Here is a 19,818-nt window from a genome sequence, read left to right as displayed (position 1 = left end):
GTCCGACGCCGGGGCGCGCGAAGCCCCGGCCATGCCGAAGATGGTCAAGAAAGGCGATCTGCCGACCAAGGTCTGCGCGACGTGCGGCCTGCCGTTCGCGTGGCGCAAGAAATGGGCGCGCGACTGGGACCAGGTCAAATATTGCTCGGACCGCTGCCGCTCGAACGCGTGACGATCAGGCCTCGTTGCCGTTGAACGGCTGGCGCTTGGCCTCGCTGTCCTGATCGGTCGAGGCCGGGGTTTCGCCATGCGCGGCACCCGGATGGAGACGTTCGTCCTCCATCTGATCGTCGCGGCCTGCGGGGCGGCCCGATCCGCTGGCATCGGTGGCCTGCGCGTCGGGATAATCCTGCGGCTTCACGGTGCCAACATTCTCGCGATCCTCGACGCGCTCTTGCGGAAGGCTGCCGGGGGTGTCAGCGTGTTCTTCTTCGCGGTCGTGGTGCATGGCGCTCTCCTGTGGCGTGGCCTTTCCGATAGAATGATCGTCGGGGCGACAGGTTGCGCGCAACGGCGCGGGTTTCGGGCGAAAGCGGCGCGATTGTGCTAGGATGAGCGCATGACCTGTCCGAGTAACCGACCATGAGCGTCGCCTTCCGCCGCGAGAGCGACGAAGAGCATCTGGAACCCAAGTTCGAGCTGCCGATCCCGCCCGGCCCGAACCTGGTGACCGAGCGCGGGCTGGCGATGATCCAGGCGCGGCACGACGAGGTCGAGGCGCAGCTTGAAGCGGAGCTATCGGAGGAGGAGCGCAAGAAGGTGCTTCGCGACGCACGCTACTGGCGGCAGCGGCTGGCAACCGCGCAGGTCGCGGCGGCGTCGGACGGGGCCCATGTCGCGTTCGGAACCCGCGTGACCTTCGAGCGCGACGGCAAGCAGCGAACGCTCGACCTGGTCGGGCATGACGAGAGCGAGCCCGCCGCCAACCGCATCGCCTTCACCGCCCCGATCGCGCATGCGCTGATGGGGGCCGAGGTCGGCGAGGAGGTCGACCTGCCGGGGTCGGACGAGACGCTTCGAGTCCTCGCAATTGAACCAATCGGAACGCAGGGCCCCGCATGAGTATGCTACTTCCTGTCGTCGCCGCACTAATGACAGCGGTTGGACAGCCCGTGCTGTCGTTCGACATCAAGGGCGGCGGCGTGGTCTTGTCACCCGTTACAGGACAGCATGAAACCGTCACGGCAACGTGGACGCGACTTCCCGTCTACTCGGATTTCAGCGCCATGCCGCTCAAGTCATTTAGTCGCGAGGCCACGTTCTACGCCGATTGTAACGTGACCCCCGCAGGACGCCTGACGAACTGCAGGAAGGCCGAGTTTCTCCCGGACGACGATCCTGCCCTTCGCTCTATGGCAGCGCGCGTGCTGGATTTGCTGATCATGGAGGAAAATAGCGCCGAGCAGTTGGGCAGTGCCAAGGTCGTTTACGTCTCTGTTTACATGAAGAATCCCGGCGGGATTCGCGGAAACCGGCGTTACTGCGGTGAACCTTTCTGTATTTCTACTCCGCCGCCCCCGCCGCCGCCGCCCCCGGGAAAGGCAAAGGCAAAGCCTGAATAGGTATTCGCGGCGGCATTTTCACCTTGAAGACAGCAGCTTGCACGACCACCTATTGTGCACTGCAGCATAAATATCCGTGCCTGTGGCGAGTGAAAGGATGATTTATGCGAGGTCTTGGTTCCACTGTTGCGCGAATGACCGCGACCCGGCGTGCATTTCAGGCAGCGATGACCGAGGACGAGGGTCGGCTGGCCCCGCTCGGCGACTTTGCGCCCAACCCCGGCGCGCTCGACGCGCTGTGCCATGTGCCTGAGGGACTGGCCGAGGGCGCGCCGCTGGTCGTCATCCTCCACGGCTGCACGCAGAATGCGGCGGTCTACGATCGCGGCAGCGGCTGGTCGGCGCTCGCCGATCGCCACGGCTTCGCCTTGCTCTACCCGCAGCAGCGCCGCGCCAACAATTCCAACCTGTGCTTCAACTGGTATTCGCCCGCCGATGCCCGCCGCGACCGTGGCGAGGCGAAGTCGATCGCGGCGATGATTGCGCACATGATCAAGACGCATGGCCTCGATCCGTCGCGCGTGTTCGTCACCGGCCTGTCGGCGGGCGGCGCGATGACCGCGGTGATGCTGGCGAGCTACCCCGAACTGTTCGCGGGCGGAGCGATCATCGCCGGCCTTCCCTTTGCCAGCGCGAACACGCTTCCCGCCGCGCTGGAGCGGATGCGCGGCGAGGGATCGCCGTCGCGTCATGAGCTGGCCGCGCGGGCCGGAGAGGCATCGGCGCAGAAGGGACCGCACCCGACGCTGTCGGTGTGGCACGGCACCCATGACGGCATCGTCGATATCGCAAATGCCGGCGTGATCGTCGACCAGTGGCGCGACCTGCACGGGATCGGCAAGGTCGATGGCGATGTCGAAACAATCGGCCGGCACCGCCGCGAAACCTGGCGCGATGCCAAGGGCCGCGCGCTGGTCGAGCGGATCGACGTCGCCGGAATGGGCCACGGCACCCCGATCGACACGAGGGGCGAGGAGTCTGTCGGCCGCGCCGCGCCGCACATGCTGGAATCGGGCATTTGTTCGACCACCGCGATTGCGGAGCGATGGGGCATCACCGTCCCGCGGAAGGCGCAGCGCGTGCCCAAGCCAATCACGGTCGACGCGGTCCCGGCCCCTTCCCCGACCTTTATGCCGTCGCACAACGCGATTGGCGCGGTGATCGAGGATGCGCTGCGCACTGCCGGCCTGATGCGGTGATGCTCGGCGGAGGCGCTTGTCAGCGCCGCCGCTTTGTCGCAGTGCTCGGCCCATGTTGAGCATGGATTTCATCAAGAGCCGCCGCGCCGATGTCGAACGCGCGATCCGGGACAAGGGGGTCGCGGTCGACCTCGACGCGCTGCTGGCGCTCGACGCCGAGGTGCGCGGCGCCAAGGGCGAGATCGAGGCGCTGCGCGCGAACCGCAACGCCATCAGCGCGCGCTTCAAGGACGCCAAGCCGGAGGAGAAGGCCGCGCTGGGCGCCGAGGCCAAGGCGGCGGGTGCGCGCGCGGGCGAGCTGGAGGGCGAGCTGTCGGCCAAGGAAGCGACACTCCGCGACATGGTGATGGCGCTTCCCGGCGTTCCCTGGGAAGGCGCGCCGGTCGGGCCGAACGAAGACAGCAATGTCGTCATTCGCACCGAAGGCGCGGTGCCCGACTTCGGGTTCGAGCCGCTCGACCATGTCGCGTTGATCGAGAAGAACGGCTGGGCCGACCTCAGCCGCATCGTCGGCGTGTCGGGCAGCCGCACCTATTGCCTGAAGGGGCGACTGGCGCTGCTCGAAACCAAGCTGATGGGCTGGGCGCTCGAACAGATCGCCGAAGCCGGCTTTACTCCGATAACGGTCCCGGCGATCGCACGAGAACAAGCATTTCGGAATCAAGGCCAATTTCCTGGCCATTACGAAGAAACCTACGAACTCCCAAATGACAATGCATGGCTTGCCGGCACCGCCGAGGTCGCGCTGACCAGCCTCCATTCGGGCGAGATCGTCGAGGCGAGCAAGCTTCCGATCCTCTACGCCGGCTATTCGCCCTGTTTCCGCCGCGAGGCGGGAAGCGCGGGCAAGGACGTTCGCGGCCTGCTTCGCGTCCACCAGTTCCTGAAGGTCGAGCAGTGGGTGATGTGCGAGGCCGACGAGGCGGTCAGCGCCGAGTGGCACGCGCGCCTGCTGGCGCAAGCCGAAAGGCTGCTGTCGCTACTCGAGATTCCTTACCAGGTGATCGAAACGTCGACCGGCGACATGGGGCTGGGCAAGTTCCGGATGAACGACATCGAAAGCTGGGTGCCGAGCCTGAACAAGTATCGCGAGACACACAGCTGTTCGACGCTGCACGACTGGCAGGCGCGCCGCGCGAACCTTCGCTATCGCGGCGAGGACGGCAAGGTGCGGGTGGCGCACACGCTGAACAACACCGCGCTCGCAAGCCCGCGCATCCTCGTTCCGCTGCTGGAAAATCACCAGACCGAGGACGGCCGCGTCCGGCTTCCTGCCGCGCTTCGATCGCTGATGGGTGGCGACGAATATCTCTGATTTGCAAGGGGTGTGACGGGCCGCTTCTTGTTTCGCTGAGCAATTCGCCTCATCTTTAGGGGCATGAACATCGAACGCGGCCTCGCCCAACACGACATCGACCCCGACGACCGCGCGCCGTCGGCCTGGCTTCGGCTGGGCGAAGTGGCATGGCATTTGCCGCGCGTCCTGTCGGGACTCGGCCCCCTCGGCGCGCGCGGGCCGGAAGACGGGCCGCCGGCGCTAGTTGTGCCGGGATTCATGGCGAGCGATCGAACGACGATGGAGCTTCGCCGCGGCCTCGCGCGCGGCGGCTGGCGCGTGCATCCGTGGGAAATGGGGCTCAACACCGGCGCCAAGGTCGACACGCTGGTTCGGCTGAAGGCGCGGCTCGACGCGGTCTGCGACCATCGCAAGGTGCTGCTGGTCGGATGGAGCCTCGGCGGGCTGTACGCGCGCGAGCTGGCGCGGGCGCATCCCGAGATGGTGCGCGGCGTGGTGACGCTGGGCTCCCCCTTTTCGGGGGACTTGAAGACCAACAACAATGTCCGCGCCTTTTACGAATGGATCGCGGGGCACCCGGTCGACCAGCCGCCCTTCCCGCGAATCCTCGACAAGCCGCCGGTGCCGACGCTGGCGCTGTGGTCGCGACGCGACGGGATCGTATCGGTGCGATCGGCGCGCGGCCTGGAAGGTGAGCGCGACCGCGAGGTGGAGATCGACACCACCCACATGGGCTTCGCGGTCAGCCGGTCGGCGCTGACGCGGATCAACCGGGTGGTCGCCGATTTCCTGGAAGATCACCCCGCCGACAGGAGTCCATTGACTCCATCCCGCTGACTCGCGGATAAGAACAAAAGCAGAACATAAACGTTGCGAGTCGTGTGGCAGCAGGTCTTTCCCTGGTGGCCCACGGCGGCACCGCGATGCGTCCGGTCGACGACCGGCGCTTCGCGGATCGCCCCCGTGCGCCAATCGATCCCGATCCCCAAGGGGGAGCGGAGCGGTGGCGGCTGCCCGGAGCGGACGGCGCGACGCTCAGCGAATTGTTCGCCGTATCGCCGCGCGACGGCGGCTGGGTCGGCTTCCTGTCGGCGATGCTGGGGGCCGGCCGTCCGCTGCTGTGGGTGCAGGAGCGGATGGCGATCATGGAATCGGGGCGGGTCCATCCGCCCGGGCTTCCCCCTTGCGACCTCATCCATGTCGAGGCGCGCGATGCCCGCGCAGCCTTGTGGGCGATGGAGGAAGGACTTCGATGCAGCGGACTAGGTGCCGTGATCGGCGAGATCTGGGGCGACCCGGCCGCGCTCGACTTTACCGCGACCCGGCGGCTCGCCGTAGCCGCCGAACGATATGGCGTGGCCGCTTATTTGATTCGGCTGGGCGGCCACGCCAACCTGAGTGGCGCGAGAATGCGCTGGCGGATCGCGAGCGCGCCGAGCCTTGCCCATCCGCTCAACGCCAAGGCGCCCGGCCAGCCGACGTGGGACGCCGAGCTGTTCCGCGCGCGTGGGTTCCAGCCGGGACGATGGAGCGTGGCGCATGACCCGGGCGACGAATCCGGCGCGGCGGGTGGTTTCCATCTGGTTGCCGCGCCTGAGCATCGAACGGTGGGCGAAGTTGACCGGCGGCGATCCGCGTGAGGATCGAGTGGTGCTGGTGGTCGAGGCGCAGCACGGCCAGCTGATCCTCGCCGCGACCGAGGCGGCGATGGCGGGCGGCGCTCGGATCGGCGGGCGGCTGACCGATGCGCGCGCGCTCGATCCCGAACTGGTCGCGGTCAATGCCGACGTCGCGGGCGATCGCGCGCTGGCCGCGCGACTGGCGCGCTGGGCGACGCGATGGTCCCCGCTGGTCGAGATCGACGGCGACGATGGCCTTCGCCTCGACGCGACCGGGGCGGCGCATCTGTTCGGCGGCGAAGCGGCGATGCTGGCCGAGATCGAGGAGCGCTTCGCCGCGACCGGGCTGACCGCGCGTGCCGCCGCCGCACCCACCGCCGGCGCGGCATGGGCGCTGGCGCGCTATGGCGGTCAGCGCGGCGATGATCTGTCCACGCTCCCCGTCGCGGCGCTGCGCCTGCCGCCGCAAGTTTCCCGAACGCTCGAGCGGTTGGGGCTGAAGACCATCGGCGCGCTGGCGGGGATCGAGCGGCGCAGCCTGGCGCGGCGCTTCCGCGAGGCGGACAATCCGCTCGACGCGCTCGACCGCATGCTGGGCCGCAAGCCCGAGCCGCTGACCGCCGCCCCGTTCGACCCGCCACCGCGCAGCCTGATGCGGCTGGCCGAACCGGTCACCGATCCCGCGGTCGGCGTGCAGGCGCTCGACCGGCTGGTGCCCGACCTGGTGCGACAATTGGAGGCGCGGCGGCTGGGCGTGCGGCGGCTGGCGCTGAGTGGGTATCGCGTCGATGGCGAGACGATCACCGTCGCCACCGCCTGCGCATTGCCGACGCGCGAGGCGCCGCACCTGGTCCGCCTGTTGAAGGACAAGGCGGAGACGCTCGATCCCGGCTTCGGCTTCGACGGGTTCGCACTGGAGGCGAGCTGGTGCGAGCCGCTGGGGGCGATGCAGGACGGGCTGGACGGCGGTACCCCGCCCGCGCTGGCGGTGGCGCGGCTGGTCGACCGGCTGACGGTCAAGCTGGGCCCCGAGCGGGTGCGCCGCCCCGCCCCGCGCGAAAGCCATATCCCCGAACGCGCGAGCGGGTGGCAATCGGCGGTCGCCGACGTGCCCCCCGCGCCCGACCATTGTCACGGCCAGACTCGCCCCGAGCGTCTGCTCGACGCGCCCGAGGCGATCGGGGTGATCTACGCCACGCCGGAGGGGCTGCCACGCCGCTTCATGTGGCGGCGGCGGGTGCACGACATCGTCCGCGCCGAGGGACCCGAGCGGATCTCCCCCGAATGGTGGCGCGAGCGGGCGACGGCGAGGCTGCGCGACTATTACCGCGTCGAGGACCGCGAGGGGCGCCGCTACTGGATCTACCGCGAAGGGCTTCATGGCGACGGGCGTGGCGGCGATCCCGGCTGGTATCTGCACGGATTGTTCGGGTGATCGGCGATGCCTGAATATACCGGCTTTGCCCGGCGCAAGCTGGTGCGCGACGACGATGCGCCGCCGCTGGAGATCGCGCCCGCGCCGTTCGTCGAGCTGGGCATCTCGACCCCGTTCAGTTTCCTGCGCGGGGCGTCGGACGCGATCGAGCTGGTGCTGACCGCGGTCCAGCTGGAGATGCATGCGATCGGGATCGCCGACCGCAACACGCTGTCGGGGGTGGTGCGGCTGCACAGCGCTGCCAAGGGAGCCGGGCTTCGTCCTCTGATCGGGTGCCGGATCGATCTGGTTGACGATCATGCAGTCGGGCCGCCGGGGGCGGGCCGAACATGGTCGCCCAGCCTGCTCGCCTATCCGCTGACCCGCGAAGGCTATGGCCGGCTGTCGCGGATGCTGAGCCTGGGCAAGATGCGCTGCGACAAGGGCGAGTGCGACCTGAAGCTGAGCGAGGTCGCGCTGCATGGGCAGGACATCGCCTTCATCGCCATGCCAGACGAAGACCTCGATGCGTTCGAGGCCGCGCTGCCCGCGCTGGTCGAAGCGCTGCCAGGCATGCGACACGTCGCCGCGAGCCACCTCTATCGCGGCGACGATCTGGCGCGGATCGAGCGGATCGACCGAATGGCGCGGCGTCATGGCGCCACGATGCTGGCGACCAACGACGTCCATTATCACGAGGCCAGCCGCCGCCCGCTGCAGGACGTGATGGCCTGCATCCGCGAAAAGGTGACGCTGGCCAATGCGGGTTACCTGCTCAACCCCAATGCCGAGCGGCACCTGAAATCGCCCGCCGAGATGATCCGCCTGTTCGAGCGCTGGCCGCATGCGATCCGCGCGACGCGCGACTTCGCCGACGCGATCCGCTTCAGCCTCGACGAGCTTCGCTACGAATATCCGCGCGAGAGCGTGCCCGAGGGACGCACCCCGCAGGAGCATCTGGTCCACCTGACGTGGCAGGGCGCGGCATGGCGCTATCCGGGCGGCGTGCCCGATGCGGTGACGGCGCAGCTTCATCACGAGCTTGCGCTGATCGAGAAGCTCGATTTCGCGCGATACTTCCTGACGGTCCACGACATCGTCGCCTTCGCGCGCAGCCTGGATCCGCCAATCCTGTGCCAGGGGCGCGGCAGCGCGGCGAACAGCGCGGTCTGTTATTGCCTGGGGATCACCGCGGTCGATCCGTCGACCAACAGCCTGCTGTTCGAGCGCTTCATTTCGGAGGAGCGCAAGGAGCCGCCCGACATCGACGTCGATTTCGAGCATGAGCGGCGCGAGGAAGTGATCCAGCACATCTATGGCAAATATGGCCGCGAGCGAGCGGGCATCGCCGCAACGGTGATCCATTACCGCCCGCGCAGCGCGATCCGCGAGGTCGGCAAGGTGATGGGCCTGTCGGAGGACGTCACCGCCGCGATCGCGTCGACCCACTGGGGCAGCATGGAAGCCGACATCGAGGAAGCGCGCGTCGGCGAGGCCGGGATGGACTGGTCGGACCCGCACCTGCGCCGGACGATTGCGATCGCCAAGCAGATGATCGGAATGCCGCGCCACCTGTCGCAGCATGTCGGCGGCTTCATTCTGACCGAGCGGCCACTAATCGAGACGGTGCCGGTCGGCAATGGCGCGATGGACGACCGCACCTTCATCGAATGGGACAAGGACGACATCGAGGAGCTGGGCATCCTCAAGATCGACGTGCTCGCGCTCGGCATGCTGACCTGTTGCCGCAAGGCCTTCGACCTGATCGAAGCGCACCATCATGAGCGCTTCGAGCTGGCGACGGTCCCGCGCGAAGTCAGCGAAGTCTACGACATGCTGTGCAAGGGCGATTCGCTCGGCGTGTTCCAGGTCGAAAGCCGGGCGCAGATGAACATGCTGCCGCGGCTGAAACCGCGTGAATTCTACGACCTGGTGATCGAAGTCGCGATCGTCCGGCCGGGCCCGATCCAGGGCGACATGGTTCATCCCTACCTCAAGCGGCGGCAGGGCAAGGAGGTCGTCACCTACCCCTGCCCCGGCCCCGAGCATGGTGAGCCCGATGAACTCGAGCGCATCCTGAAGCGGACGTTGGGCGTACCCGTGTTCCAGGAGCAGGCGATGAAGATCGCACTCGACGCCGCGAAATTCAGTTCGGAGGAAGCGAACCAGCTACGCAAGGCGATGGCGACCTTCCGCAGCCGCGGGACGATCGACCTGCTTCAGGACAAGATGGTCGGGCGGATGGTGGAGCGCGGTTACGATCCCGAGTTTGCCGCGCGCTGTTTCCACCAGATCCGCGGCTTCGGCGAATATGGCTTCCCCGAGAGCCATGCCGCGAGCTTCGCGCACCTCGTCTACGTGTCGAGCTGGATCAAGTGGCGCTATCCCGCGGCGTTCGCAGCGGCCTTGCTCAACAGCCAGCCGATGGGGTTCTACGCCCCTGCCCAGATCGTCCGCGACGCACGCGAACATGGGGTCGAGGTGCGGCCGATCGACGTCAATCACAGCGGTTGGGACTGCACGCTGGAGCCGGTCGAGGGACGGCCGGGGGTCGTCGCGCTGCGCCTTGGTCTCCGCCAGGTCGAGGGGCTGCGGCTCGACGCCGCCACGCGGATCGTCGCGGCGCGGGGCGAGGTGCCTTATGCCAGCGTCGAGGAAGTGCGGCGGCGGTCGGGCGTGGGGGTGGCGGCGGTGCAGCGGCTGGCGGAGGCCGATGCGTTCCGATCGATCAAGCTCGATCGGCGCGGCGCGCTGTGGGACGCGCGGGCACTGAAGGGGGCACCCGACCTGCCGCTGTTCGCCCATGCCGAGACGCGAGACGAGGGCTGGGAGACAGAGGTGGTGCGCCTGCCCGCGATGCCGCTGAGCGAGCATGTCGTGTCCGATTACCAGACCACGCGCCTGTCGTTGAAGGCGCATCCGATGCACTTCCTGCGCGGCCACTATGCCGCGCGCGGCTTCGTCGCGGCGGGCGAGCTTCGATCGTTGCGCTATGGTCGGCGGGTCAGCCTGGCCGGGCTGGTGCTGATCCGCCAGCGGCCCGGAAGCGCCAAGGGGGTGTGCTTCATCACGCTGGAGGACGAGACCGGGATCGCCAATCTGATCGTATGGCCCGACGCCTTCGCGGCACAGCGCGCGGTGGTGATGGGCGCGCGGCTGATGATCGTCCACGGCATCGTCCAGCATGACGAGGCGGTGGTCCACGTCGTCGCCGCCCGGCTGGAGGACGACACTGCGATGCTCCAGCATTTGAGCGAGGATGCGATGCCGTCGACGCTGAGCAACGGTGACGGTGGCGGAAGCTGGCGCCCGCCGGTTGCAGGCCATCCCCGCAATGCCACGATCATCCCCAAGAGCCGCGATTTTCACTGACCCTTGTTCATCTGGCGGCAATCGGAGCGCACCATCTTCGCCACAAATGGCCGCTAAACCGTTCGTCATGAAACGGATTTTGCTGAGTCTCGCCCTTCTCCCGATCGCTTCCACCGCTCTTGCGGCGGCGCCGATCGAAGGCAAGTGGCGCAATCCCAAGGATAGCGTCGTCGTGCGTGTTGCGCCGTGCGGTGCCGGCGCGTGGTGCGGCACCGTGATCCGTGCGTCGGACAAGGTGAAGGCGAACGCGCGCAAGGGCGGCACCAACAACATCGTTGGATCGCGGCTGCTGACCGGCCTGAAGCCAGCGGGCGGCGGCACCTATCGCGGGCGCGTGTTCCTGCCGAAGCATCGCATCACCGCCAATGCCACCGTCAGGTCGGCGGGCGCCGATACGATGATCGTCAAGGGCTGCGCGGTCGCAGGCGTGCTGTGCAAGGAACAGCGCTGGACAAGAGTCGAGTAGCCGACGGAACGTTAACGGGTAGCGCTCGGTTCTCTTCCCATCAGCCCCGTGGGGCGACACAGGAGAGAAACATGACCGATCGCGACAATCTGAACCCGCCGAACGAAACGATTTCGGACAAGATCGCCAACGCATTCGACGGTCATGACGACCCGAACCGCGGCCCGCTCGATCGCCTGAAGAATGCGATCGACGGTAACGACGATCCCAATCGCGGACCGCTCGATCGCGCCGAAAATGCCATCGACGGCACCGACGATCCCAACCGTGGTCCGCTCGACCGCGCCGAAAACGCAATCACCGGTAACGACGACCCCAATCGCGGTCCGCTCGATCGCGCTGAAAACGCCATCGACGGCACCGACGATCCCAATCGTGGCCCGTTCGACCGCGCCGCCAATGCGCTCGACGGTCATGACGATCCGAACCGCGGTCCGCTCGATCGCGCCGAAAAAGCGTTCGATCCGAACCGCTAAATGACGAAGGGGTGGCGCGACGCGTCACCCCTTTTTCGCGTCTAGGCCTTGCCTGAGGCGAATTCCCCCGCAAGCACCGCCGCCTGAAGCGCGGCCATCTCGTCCGCCCAGTAACGGTCTGCTTCAAGATGCGGACTGAGCGCGCGGACTTTTTCGTGAATGCGCCGAAGATCCGCCGAGGTCTGAAGCGGCGCGTGATAATCGACCCCCTGTGCCGCCGCGATCAGTTCGATTGCGATCACCCCGGCGACATTGCGCGCGATCGCGCCGGCCTTGCGCGCTGCGATCGGCGCCATCGACACATGATCCTCCTGGCCCGCAGAGGTCGGGATCGAATCGACGCTGGCCGGGAAGGCTAGGCCCTTGTTCTCGCTGACCAGCGCGGCGGCGGTGACCTGCGGGATCATCAGCCCCGAATTGACCCCACCGTCGTCGGTCAGGAAGGCCGGAAGCCGGCTCATGTGCGGATCTACCAGCACCGAGGTGCGCCGCTCGCTGATCGATCCCACCTCGCACAGCGCCATGGCGATCGTATCGGCAGCAAAGGCCACCGGCTGCGCATGGAAATTGCCGCCGGAGATGACCTCGTCGGTGTCCGCGAACAGGATCGGGTTGTCGGTGACCGCATTTGCCTCGATCTCCAGCGTGCGCGCGGCGTTGACGAGCAGGTCGAGGCTGGCCCCCATCACCTGCGGCTGGCAGCGGAAACTGTAGGGGTCTTGCACCCGGTCGCAGTCGTGATGGCTGCAATTAATGTCGCTTCCGGTCAGCAATTCGCGGAGGCGGCGCGCAACTTCGATCTGCCCCGGCTGGCCACGCGCTTCATGGATACGCGGATCGAACGGGGCGATGCTGCCTTTCAGCGCGTCGACCGACAGCGCCCCGGCGTGAAGCGCGGCGTCGAACACGCGCTGACCGGTGAAGAGCGCGTCGAGCGCGATCGCGGTCGAGGCCTGCGTGCCGTTGATCAGTGCAAGGCCTTCCTTGGGCGCCAGCGTCAACGCCTCGCGCCCCATCGCCTTCAGCGCCGCGGCGGCAGGCATCACCGTTCCGGCAAGATCGATGCGCCCTTCCCCCATCAACGCCGCGACCATATGCGCGAGCGGGGCGAGATCGCCGCTTGCCCCGACGCTTCCCTGCGCGGGAATGAGCGGCATCGCATCGGCGTCGAGCAAGGATTGCAGTGCGTCGATGACCACTCGGCGAACGCCCGAATGGCCGCGGCCCAGACCGATCAGCTTGAGGACGATCATCAACCGCGTGACGTGGCGAGGCAGCGGATCGCCAAGCCCGCAGCTGTGGCTGAGGATCAGGTTTCGCTGCAGCTCGGCCAGCTTGTCACCCGGAATGCGGGTCTGCGCGAGCAGGCCGAAGCCAGTGTTGATGCCATAAACGGTGCGACCCGACGCGACGATGCGATCCACCGCGGCGGCGGCCGTGTTGATCGCGTCGAGCGATTGGTCCGATAGTCGGACGGGCGCTCCCGTCCAGATGTCGCGGAGCTGATCGAGGGTGACGGTGCCGGGATTGATCAAAATCATGTCGGCGCCTTGGCAGAATTCGATGGCGCTCACCAGTGGCGCGCCCGGCCGATCATCCCCACCACGCGCCGCTGTTGCACGGCGGCTGCGCATTTAACGCAATCGAAACGACGCGTTGGCTAAGAGATTGATGGATGCCGCAAAGCCGGTATCGACCAGCGCCCGTCGAACAATCGCCGCGAGGTTTACGCCTGTGAACAAGCCCGTTGATGTCCACGCCCTGTCCTTTGACGAGATTGGCGCCACCTTCGGCAGCGACAGCCAGGTCTATAAAACGCTCCTGGAATCGACGCGCGCGATCCCGTGGAAGATCGAGTGGGCGACCAAGTCCTTTGCCTATATCGGGCCGCAGATCGAAGACCTGTTGGGCTGGTCGCCCGACAGCTGGGTCACGGTCGACGATTGGGCATCGCGGATGCACGAGGATGATCGCGACTTCGTCGTCAATTTCTGCGTGTCGCAATCGATGGCCGGCGTCGATCACGAGGCCGACTATCGCGCGCTGACGAAGGACGGCGGCTATGTGTGGATCCGCGACGTGGTTCACGTCGTGCGCACGCCCGACGGCGAGGTCGACAGCCTGGTCGGCTTCATGTTCGACATTACCGAGCGCAAGCGGAGTGAGGAGCAGCTTCTGGAGATGCAGAAGAAGCTGGAGGCCATGTCGTTCGAGGATGGGCTGACCGGCGCCGCCAACCGCCGCCTGTTCGACAGCCGCCTGGATGTGGAATTCGAAAGCGCGCGCCGAAGCGGCCAGCCGATCACGCTGATCATGCTCGACCTCGACCACTTCAAGCAGTTCAACGATCATTATGGCCACCTGGAGGGCGACCAGTGCCTGACGCGGGTGGCCGCGGCGATGAAGCAGCTGGGACGCCGGCGGCGCGACGTCGTGGCGCGGTACGGCGGGGAAGAGTTCGTCATCCTGCTGCCGGGCACCGATGCGCAGGCGGGCCAGGCGATGGCCGACCGCTGCCAGAAACTGATCGCGGGCCTTGCCATCCCGCATGCCGCATCGCCCTGCAATGCGATGGTCACGGCCAGCATCGGCGTCGGAACGATCGTGCCGTCGGCGACGATTGCCGCGACCGACTTCGTCGATGCCGTCGACCGCCTGCTTTACACCGCGAAGCAGAACGGCCGAAACCGGATCACGTTCGCGACGCTTTGACGCGTCAAATTTCGTCGAGGGGGCGCGGGATCCGCTTGCCCTTGGTTCGGCTGGTGAGGTGGAACTGCCGGCATCGATCGCATCGGTAGGCGCGTAACGCCGCCTCGTCGCGGATCGCCGCCAGCGCCTCCGTCCTGGTCGGATAACGTGCCTTGCGTGCACAAATGCTCAGGCGGGTCTTCATGGTGCGCCAAACCGCCCGTTTGACTTGTCGGGAAGGCCCGGCATGGTGCCCGATGTCCGCTTGTCGAAAAGGGCACAGTGCAAGGCCATGAATTTCTTCCAGTTTCTGAAGTCGCTCGACGACCTGCTGTACGAGGTGGTGTCGTGGCTGTTGTTCTACCCGCTGACGCTGTGGCGGTCGATGCGGCGACCGATCGCGACGATGGCCTACGCCGAAGGGGAATTGGACAATCCGATCGAGGACAGGTTCGATGCGCTGGTCAGTCCGCCGGTCCAGCTGCTGCTGACTGTTCTCGTGGCGCATGGCCTCGAATTGACGCTGGTCGGCGAAAGCGAACTTTTGACCAACAACCACGGACTGGCCGCGCTCGTGAGCGACGATGTCAGCCTGATCCTGTTTCGCGTCGTTGCCTTCGCCATCTTCCCCTTGGTCCTCGCAGCGGTCACCGTCCGGCTTCGCAACCAGCCGGTGACCCGGACGACGCTGATGGGGCCGTTCTTCGCCCAATGCTACGCCTGCGCGCCGTTCGCACTGTCGATCAGCGTCGCGACCACCCTGACGCAAGTCGCATCGCACACCACGGTCGACAGCCTGGTTGCGGCCGGGATCATTCTGGTGGCCGTCATTGTCTTCGTCGCCGTACAGACGGCTTGGTTTCGGCGCATCGCCGGGGTCGGAACCGGGCAGGCGCTGGTGTCGGCGATCGTCGGCTGGGCCGCGGCGGCCGCGGCGGTGATCGGAATCGGTGCCATGATCTGAGGAGATGGGAATGATCGAGCTTGCCTTGTTTCTCGCGGCCTTCGCCCCGTCCTCGTTCGATTGCGCCAAGGCAAGCAGCAACGCACAGCGCCTGGTGTGCGGCGATGCCGGACTGGCGGCGATGGATGTCGAAGTCGATCGCCTATTCAAGCTCGCCCTGCGCGACCGCGCGCTGCGGCCCGCGACCTCGGCGCAGCTTCGCGCGGTTCAGCGGGGCTGGATCAAGGGGCGCGACGATTGCTGGAAGGCCGACGATCTGCGGCGATGCGTCCTGGCGAATTACGCCCAGCGCATCCACCAGCTTCGGCAAGGCTATGCCAATGCGCGGTCGCAGGACGGCAAGGGGCGATCGCTGGGCCCGTTCGCCTATCGATGCGCTGGGCTCGGCGCGCTGGTCGGAGCGACCTTCATCAACACCGGCCCCGGGGCCGTCTGGATCGAATGGGCCGACAAGGGGATGGCGCTGCCGCAGGCCCGAAGTGCATCGGGCGCTCGCTACGCGGGGACGCAAACCGACAGCGGCTATGTCTTCTGGATTAAGGGACGAAGCGCCACGCTGCAACGTCCCGGCCAGCGCGGCCTCACCTGCACACAGGACGAGACTGGCTAACCCACCATCGGCAGGTCGAGGCTCTGTTCGCGGGCGCAGTCGATAGCGACGTCGTAGCCTGCGTCGGCGTGGCGCATGACCCCGGTGCCGGGATCGTTCCACAACACCCGCTCCAGCCGGCGTGCGGCATCGTCGGTGCCGTCGGCGACGATCACCATGCCTGAGTGCTGCGAATAGCCCATGCCGACCCCACCGCCGTGGTGGAGCGACACCCAGGTCGCGCCCGACGCGGTGTTGAGCAGCGCGTTGAGAAGCGGCCAGTCGCTGACCGCATCGCTGCCGTCGATCATCGCCTCGGTCTCGCGGTTGGGGCTGGCGACGCTGCCGCTGTCGAGGTGGTCGCGGCCGATGACGATCGGGGCGCTGACCTCGCCGTTGCGGACCATCTCGTTGAAGGCGAGGCCGAGCTTGTGGCGAAGCCCGAGCCCGACCCAGCAGATGCGCGCGGGCAGACCCTGGAACGCAATCCGCTCGCGCGCCATGTCGAGCCAGCGGTGGAGGTGTGGATCGTCGGGGATCAGTTCCTTGACGCGCTGGTCGGTGCGGTAAATATCCTCCGGATCGCCCGACAGCGCGGCCCAGCGGAACGGGCCGATCCCGCGACAGAAGAGCGGGCGGACATAGGCGGGCACGAAGCCGGGGAAGTCGAACGCGTTGGCGACACCGTCGTCGAGCGCTTCCTGGCGGATGTTGTTGCCATAGTCGAAGGTGGGGATGCCCATCGCCTTGAACGCCAGCATCGCCTCGACGTGACGCGCCATCGAGTGGCGCGCGGCGGTGACGACTGCCTGCGGGTCGCGCTCACGCATCTCCAGCCACTTGGCGACGCTCCAGCCGGCGGGGCAGTATCCGTTCGCGGGATCGTGCGCGCTGGTCTGGTCGGTGACCGCGTCGGGGCGGATGCCTCGCGCGACCATTTCGGGGAGGATCTCCGCGGCGTTTCCGAGGAGGCCGACGCTGACCGGTTCGGTCGCCTTGGAAATGATGTCGAGCGCCTCGTCGATGCTGGTCGCGCGATGGTCGAGGTAACGGGTCGCCAGCCGCTTTTCGATCGAGCTTTCCTGGCATTCGACCGCGATGCAGTGGGCCCCCGCCATCACCGCCGCCAGCGGCTGCGCCCCGCCCATGCCGCCAAGTCCGGCGGTGAGGATCCACTTACCCTTGAGGTCGCCGCCATAATGCTGGCGGCCCATTTCGGCGAAGGTTTCGTAGGTGCCTTGGACGATGCCCTGCGTGCCGATGTAGATCCACGAGCCCGCGGTCATCTGGCCGTACATCATCAACCCGGCGCGATCGAGTTCGTTGAACTTTTCCCACGTCGCCCACTTCGGCACCAGGTTTGAATTGGCGATCAGCACACGCGGGGCGTCGGCGTGGGTGCGGAAGACGCCGACGGGTTTGCCCGACTGCACCAGCAGCGTCTCGTCGCCTTCGAGCCGCTCGAGCGTCTCGACGATCTTGTCGTACGCGGCCCAATTGCGCGCGGCGCGGCCGATCCCTCCATAAACGACCAGGCTCTGCGGCGCCTCGGCAACCTCGTCGTCGAGGTTGTTCATTAGCATCCGGACGGCGGCCTCGGTCAGCCAGCTTTTCGCCTTGATCTCGTTGCCCCGGCGGGCGCGGATGTGGCGGCTGTTGTCGAGGCGGGCGTCGGTCATGCGGCTTCCTGGATCGGTGGTGGCGGTTGCAGCCCTCTAGCCGCAACCGCGCCCACGCCCAAGAGGCAGGTCGGTGCCTTAGCGGCCGAGGAACTTGCCCGCAGCGCCGATCAGGTCGTCGAGAATGCCGCCTTGTCCGCCCGCGGCGGCGCCGGCATTGGCCGGCTGGTTGCCGCCGAGGATGCCGCCCAGCGCGCCGCCAAGCCCGCCGCCCTGGCCGGCCTGCTTCATCACATAGCCCGCCGCGATCATCGCGAGGATCGGCAGCATCTTCTTGAGCAGCGACGGTTCGACCCCCGACTGCGTGGCGGCGTTGGCGGCGACTTCGCGACTGCGGTCCTTCGACCCGAAGATCTGGCCAAGGATGTCGTTGCCCTTCGACACGTCGGTCGGCTGGTCCGAAACCGCATTGTCGAGCAGGCCGCCACCGCCAAGGCCCGTCAGCGAACCGATCAATCCGCCGAGACCGCCGCCGCCGAGTGCGGCCTGCGGTGCCGCGGCAGGCTGACTCATGCCCGACAGGATCGACGGAAGCAGCGCGGCCGCCCCGGCCTGCGCTGTGGCGCGGTCGACGCCAAGTTCACGCGACAGCGCGTCGATGGCGTTGGTCTGCTCCAGGAATTGCTCGCTGTTCATCATCATACTCCCGCACCGGGATGGCGCGTCCCGTCGAACAGACGAACGCGGGCGACGAATGTTCACTCGCCTGCGCGGCAGCCGCCGGGTTGATTGCACGCCCCGTCTATCCTACCTGCGGCGGGCGGGCCGGGCCCCTCTGGCGATCGAACGACGATCGTGATGTCGGACCGCATCGGGGAAGCCCGGTGCCGTCACGCGTTTAGGAACCCCGCACCAGCTACCCCGTTCGACGTCAACGCCGCCGGCGCTTCAAAAGGGTAGTCCATGGAAAGTCTAATCGTCCTGTTTTCGGATCCCGCGGTCTGGGCAGCGTTGCTGACCCTGATCGTGATGGAAGTCGTGCTCGGCATCGACAACCTCATCTTCATCTCGATCCTGTCGAACAAGCTGCCCGAGGAGCAGCGCCAGAAGGCGCGCAAGCTCGGCATCACGCTGGCGCTCGTCATGCGGCTTGGTTTGCTGTCGATGATCGCGTGGCTCGTCGGGCTGACCGCGACGGTGATCGACCTTGGCATCCAGGGCGCGCCCGGAATGAACGGCGAACCGACCTTCGAAACGCAGTTTTCCTGGCGCGACCTCATCCTGATTGCCGGCGGCCTGTTCCTGGTGTGGAAGGCGACCAAGGAAATTCACCACAACGCCGATCCGCATCCGAACGACGACCTGTTCGACGCGGGCAAGAAGGCGATGACCTTCGGCGCGGCGATCGTCCAGATCCTGATCCTCGACATGGTCTTCTCGATCGATTCGATCCTGACTGCCGTCGGCATGACCGAGCATTTGCCGGTGATGGTGATCGCGGTGGTGTTCGCGGTCGCGGTGATGCTGTTCGCGGCCGATCCGCTGGCGAACTTTATCCATAACAACCCGACCGTCGTGATGCTGGCGCTTGGCTTCCTGCTGATGATCGGTGCGGTGCTGATCGCCGACGGCTTCGGCGTGCACGTGCCCAAGGGCTACATCTACGCCGCGATGGCCTTCTCGGCTGGCGTCGAGGGCCTCAACATCTGGTCGCGGCGGCGGAGGGACCGCGCCGCGGCGCTTCGCGGCGAGACCGACCCGGCAGGGTAAGAAGGCGATGACCGGGCGTGGCGATCGCCCGCCCGGTCAGACCGCGGTGCCGACCAGCTTGCCGATGCCGGCGGTGATCGCCATCGCCAGCGCACCCCAGAAGGTCACGCGCAGCGTCGCGCGGCCGATCGGGGCACCGCCCGCCTTCGCCCCGATCGCGCCCAACAGGGCGAGGAACACCAGCGCCGCGACCGACACCCCGACCAGCATCGTCTGACCGGTCGGCAACAGCCACGCCGCGAGCAGCGGCAAGGCCGCGCCGGCGGTGAACGTCGCGGCGGAGGTCAACGCCGCCTGCACCGGCCGCGCGGTGGTGACGTGGGTGATGCTCAATTCCTCGCGGGCATGTGCGCCGAGCGCGTCGCGATTCATCAGCTGTGTGGCGACTTCGCTGGCGATGGCGGGGTCGAGCCCGCGCCCCTCGAAGATCGTCGCAAGCTCGCGCTGTTCGGCCTCAGGCGACCGGGCGAGTTCGGCACGCTCGCGGGCGAGGTCGGCGGATTCGGTGTCGGCCTGCGAACTGACCGAGACATATTCGCCCGCCGCCATCGACATCGCCCCGGCGACCAGCCCCGCCGCGCCCGCAAGCAGCACTTCGCTTCGTCCGGTTGCCGCCGCCGCGACGCCGAGGATCAGGCTGGCGGTGGAGACGATTCCGTCATTGGCGCCGAGCACGGCGGCGCGAAGCCAGCCGACCCGTTCGACGAGATGGCGTTCGGGGTGGCTGGAAAGATGGACCATCACGACAAGCTACGCCTCCGCAGCCGCCGAGTCACTGCG

General features: G+C 67.2%; 21 protein-coding genes. 15 read left to right on the top strand and 6 right to left on the bottom strand.

Features of this window, described 5'->3' with window-relative positions:
- Positions 1 to 31 precede the first annotated feature (31 nt).
- Positions 32 to 172: a DUF2256 domain-containing protein gene (locus SH584_RS08445; RefSeq protein WP_324806282.1), complete on the top strand. Its 141-nt coding sequence runs from the start codon at positions 32 to 34 to the stop codon at positions 170 to 172.
- Between the two features lie 3 nt (positions 173 to 175).
- Here the strand turns inward: SH584_RS08445 and SH584_RS08440 are convergent, their stop codons facing one another.
- Complete coding sequence (locus tag SH584_RS08440; protein WP_324806280.1) at positions 176 to 448, bottom strand: hypothetical protein; 273 nt, start codon at positions 446 to 448, stop codon at positions 176 to 178.
- A gap of 134 nt (positions 449 to 582) precedes the next feature.
- On the opposite strand from SH584_RS08440, the gene SH584_RS08435 reads away from it, so the two are divergent.
- The 10 genes from SH584_RS08435 (at position 583) to SH584_RS08390 (ending at position 11,405) form a co-directional block, all read left to right on the top strand.
- Positions 583 to 1,062 (top strand): GreA/GreB family elongation factor, encoded by a 480-nt coding sequence (locus tag SH584_RS08435; RefSeq protein ID WP_324806278.1) that lies wholly within the window; start codon positions 583 to 585, stop codon positions 1,060 to 1,062.
- Positions 1,059 to 1,562, top strand: coding sequence for a hypothetical protein (locus SH584_RS08430; protein ID WP_324806276.1), 504 nt, complete (start codon positions 1,059 to 1,061; stop codon positions 1,560 to 1,562). The genes SH584_RS08435 and SH584_RS08430 overlap by 4 nt, the downstream gene beginning before the upstream one ends.
- A 134-nt stretch (positions 1,563 to 1,696) precedes the next feature.
- On the top strand, positions 1,697 to 2,761 hold the full coding sequence (locus SH584_RS08425; RefSeq protein ID WP_324806274.1) for an extracellular catalytic domain type 1 short-chain-length polyhydroxyalkanoate depolymerase: 1,065 nt from the start codon (positions 1,697 to 1,699) through the stop codon (positions 2,759 to 2,761).
- Between the two features lie 52 nt (positions 2,762 to 2,813).
- Positions 2,814 to 4,076 (top strand): serine--tRNA ligase, encoded by a 1,263-nt coding sequence (gene serS, locus SH584_RS08420; protein WP_324806272.1) that lies wholly within the window; start codon positions 2,814 to 2,816, stop codon positions 4,074 to 4,076.
- A gap of 63 nt (positions 4,077 to 4,139) precedes the next feature.
- Positions 4,140 to 4,895, top strand: coding sequence for an alpha/beta fold hydrolase (locus tag SH584_RS08415; RefSeq protein WP_324806269.1), 756 nt, complete (start codon positions 4,140 to 4,142; stop codon positions 4,893 to 4,895).
- 65 nt (positions 4,896 to 4,960) lie between these two features.
- Positions 4,961 to 5,698: an ImuA family protein gene (locus SH584_RS08410; RefSeq protein WP_324806268.1), complete on the top strand. Its 738-nt coding sequence runs from the start codon at positions 4,961 to 4,963 to the stop codon at positions 5,696 to 5,698.
- Positions 5,598 to 7,112 (top strand): DUF6504 family protein, encoded by a 1,515-nt coding sequence (locus SH584_RS08405; RefSeq protein ID WP_324806266.1) that lies wholly within the window; start codon positions 5,598 to 5,600, stop codon positions 7,110 to 7,112. The genes SH584_RS08410 and SH584_RS08405 overlap by 101 nt, the downstream gene beginning before the upstream one ends.
- 6 nt (positions 7,113 to 7,118) lie before the next feature.
- The gene (locus SH584_RS08400; RefSeq protein WP_324806264.1) at positions 7,119 to 10,463 is read left to right on the top strand and encodes an error-prone DNA polymerase; all 3,345 of its coding nucleotides are present in this window, start codon (positions 7,119 to 7,121) and stop codon (positions 10,461 to 10,463) included.
- Positions 10,464 to 10,530: 67 nt separating this feature from the next.
- Complete coding sequence (locus SH584_RS08395) at positions 10,531 to 10,929, top strand: DUF2147 domain-containing protein (protein WP_324806262.1); 399 nt, start codon at positions 10,531 to 10,533, stop codon at positions 10,927 to 10,929.
- 71 nt (positions 10,930 to 11,000) lie between these two features.
- Positions 11,001 to 11,405 (top strand): hypothetical protein, encoded by a 405-nt coding sequence (locus SH584_RS08390; RefSeq protein WP_322841650.1) that lies wholly within the window; start codon positions 11,001 to 11,003, stop codon positions 11,403 to 11,405.
- Positions 11,406 to 11,446: 41 nt separating this feature from the next.
- Here SH584_RS08390 and hutH read toward each other — a convergent pair whose 3' ends face one another.
- Positions 11,447 to 12,946 carry a histidine ammonia-lyase gene (gene hutH / locus SH584_RS08385; RefSeq protein WP_324806259.1) on the bottom strand — a complete coding sequence of 500 codons (1,500 nt, stop codon included), beginning with the start codon at positions 12,944 to 12,946 and terminating at the stop codon, positions 11,447 to 11,449.
- Between the two features lie 193 nt (positions 12,947 to 13,139).
- On the opposite strand from hutH, the gene SH584_RS08380 reads away from it, so the two are divergent.
- Positions 13,140 to 14,117 carry a GGDEF domain-containing protein gene (locus SH584_RS08380; protein ID WP_324806257.1) on the top strand — a complete coding sequence of 326 codons (978 nt, stop codon included), beginning with the start codon at positions 13,140 to 13,142 and terminating at the stop codon, positions 14,115 to 14,117.
- A gap of 4 nt (positions 14,118 to 14,121) precedes the next feature.
- Here SH584_RS08380 and SH584_RS08375 read toward each other — a convergent pair whose 3' ends face one another.
- Positions 14,122 to 14,301: a hypothetical protein gene (locus SH584_RS08375; RefSeq protein ID WP_324806255.1), complete on the bottom strand. Its 180-nt coding sequence runs from the start codon at positions 14,299 to 14,301 to the stop codon at positions 14,122 to 14,124.
- Between the two features lie 87 nt (positions 14,302 to 14,388).
- On the opposite strand from SH584_RS08375, the gene SH584_RS08370 reads away from it, so the two are divergent.
- Both SH584_RS08370 and SH584_RS08365 read left to right on the top strand, forming a co-directional pair.
- A complete protein-coding gene (locus SH584_RS08370) occupies positions 14,389 to 15,060 on the top strand; it encodes a hypothetical protein (protein ID WP_324806254.1) in 672 nt (223 codons plus the stop codon).
- A gap of 10 nt (positions 15,061 to 15,070) precedes the next feature.
- The gene (locus SH584_RS08365) at positions 15,071 to 15,670 is read left to right on the top strand and encodes an MliC family protein (protein ID WP_324806252.1); all 600 of its coding nucleotides are present in this window, start codon (positions 15,071 to 15,073) and stop codon (positions 15,668 to 15,670) included.
- Here SH584_RS08365 and hutU read toward each other — a convergent pair.
- The gene (gene hutU, locus SH584_RS08360; protein ID WP_324806250.1) at positions 15,667 to 17,328 is read right to left on the bottom strand and encodes a urocanate hydratase; all 1,662 of its coding nucleotides are present in this window, start codon (positions 17,326 to 17,328) and stop codon (positions 15,667 to 15,669) included. The genes SH584_RS08365 and hutU overlap by 4 nt on opposite strands.
- A 78-nt stretch (positions 17,329 to 17,406) precedes the next feature.
- Positions 17,407 to 17,964 carry a DUF937 domain-containing protein gene (locus tag SH584_RS08355; RefSeq protein WP_324806248.1) on the bottom strand — a complete coding sequence of 186 codons (558 nt, stop codon included), beginning with the start codon at positions 17,962 to 17,964 and terminating at the stop codon, positions 17,407 to 17,409.
- Positions 17,965 to 18,231: 267 nt separating this feature from the next.
- On the opposite strand from SH584_RS08355, the gene SH584_RS08350 reads away from it, so the two are divergent.
- A complete protein-coding gene (locus SH584_RS08350) occupies positions 18,232 to 19,038 on the top strand; it encodes a TerC family protein (protein ID WP_322841658.1) in 807 nt (268 codons plus the stop codon).
- Positions 19,039 to 19,074: 36 nt separating this feature from the next.
- Here SH584_RS08350 and SH584_RS08345 read toward each other — a convergent pair whose 3' ends face one another.
- Complete coding sequence (locus SH584_RS08345; protein ID WP_324806244.1) at positions 19,075 to 19,779, bottom strand: VIT1/CCC1 transporter family protein; 705 nt, start codon at positions 19,777 to 19,779, stop codon at positions 19,075 to 19,077.
- Positions 19,780 to 19,818: the final 39 nt, after the last annotated feature.

Origin of the sequence: Sphingomonas sp. LY29 (genome assembly GCF_035593985.1) — a bacterium.
GTDB lineage: Bacteria > Pseudomonadota > Alphaproteobacteria > Sphingomonadales > Sphingomonadaceae > Sphingomicrobium.
Note: the sequence above shows the minus strand (reverse complement) of the source record. Positions and strands in the feature narration are given on the sequence as shown.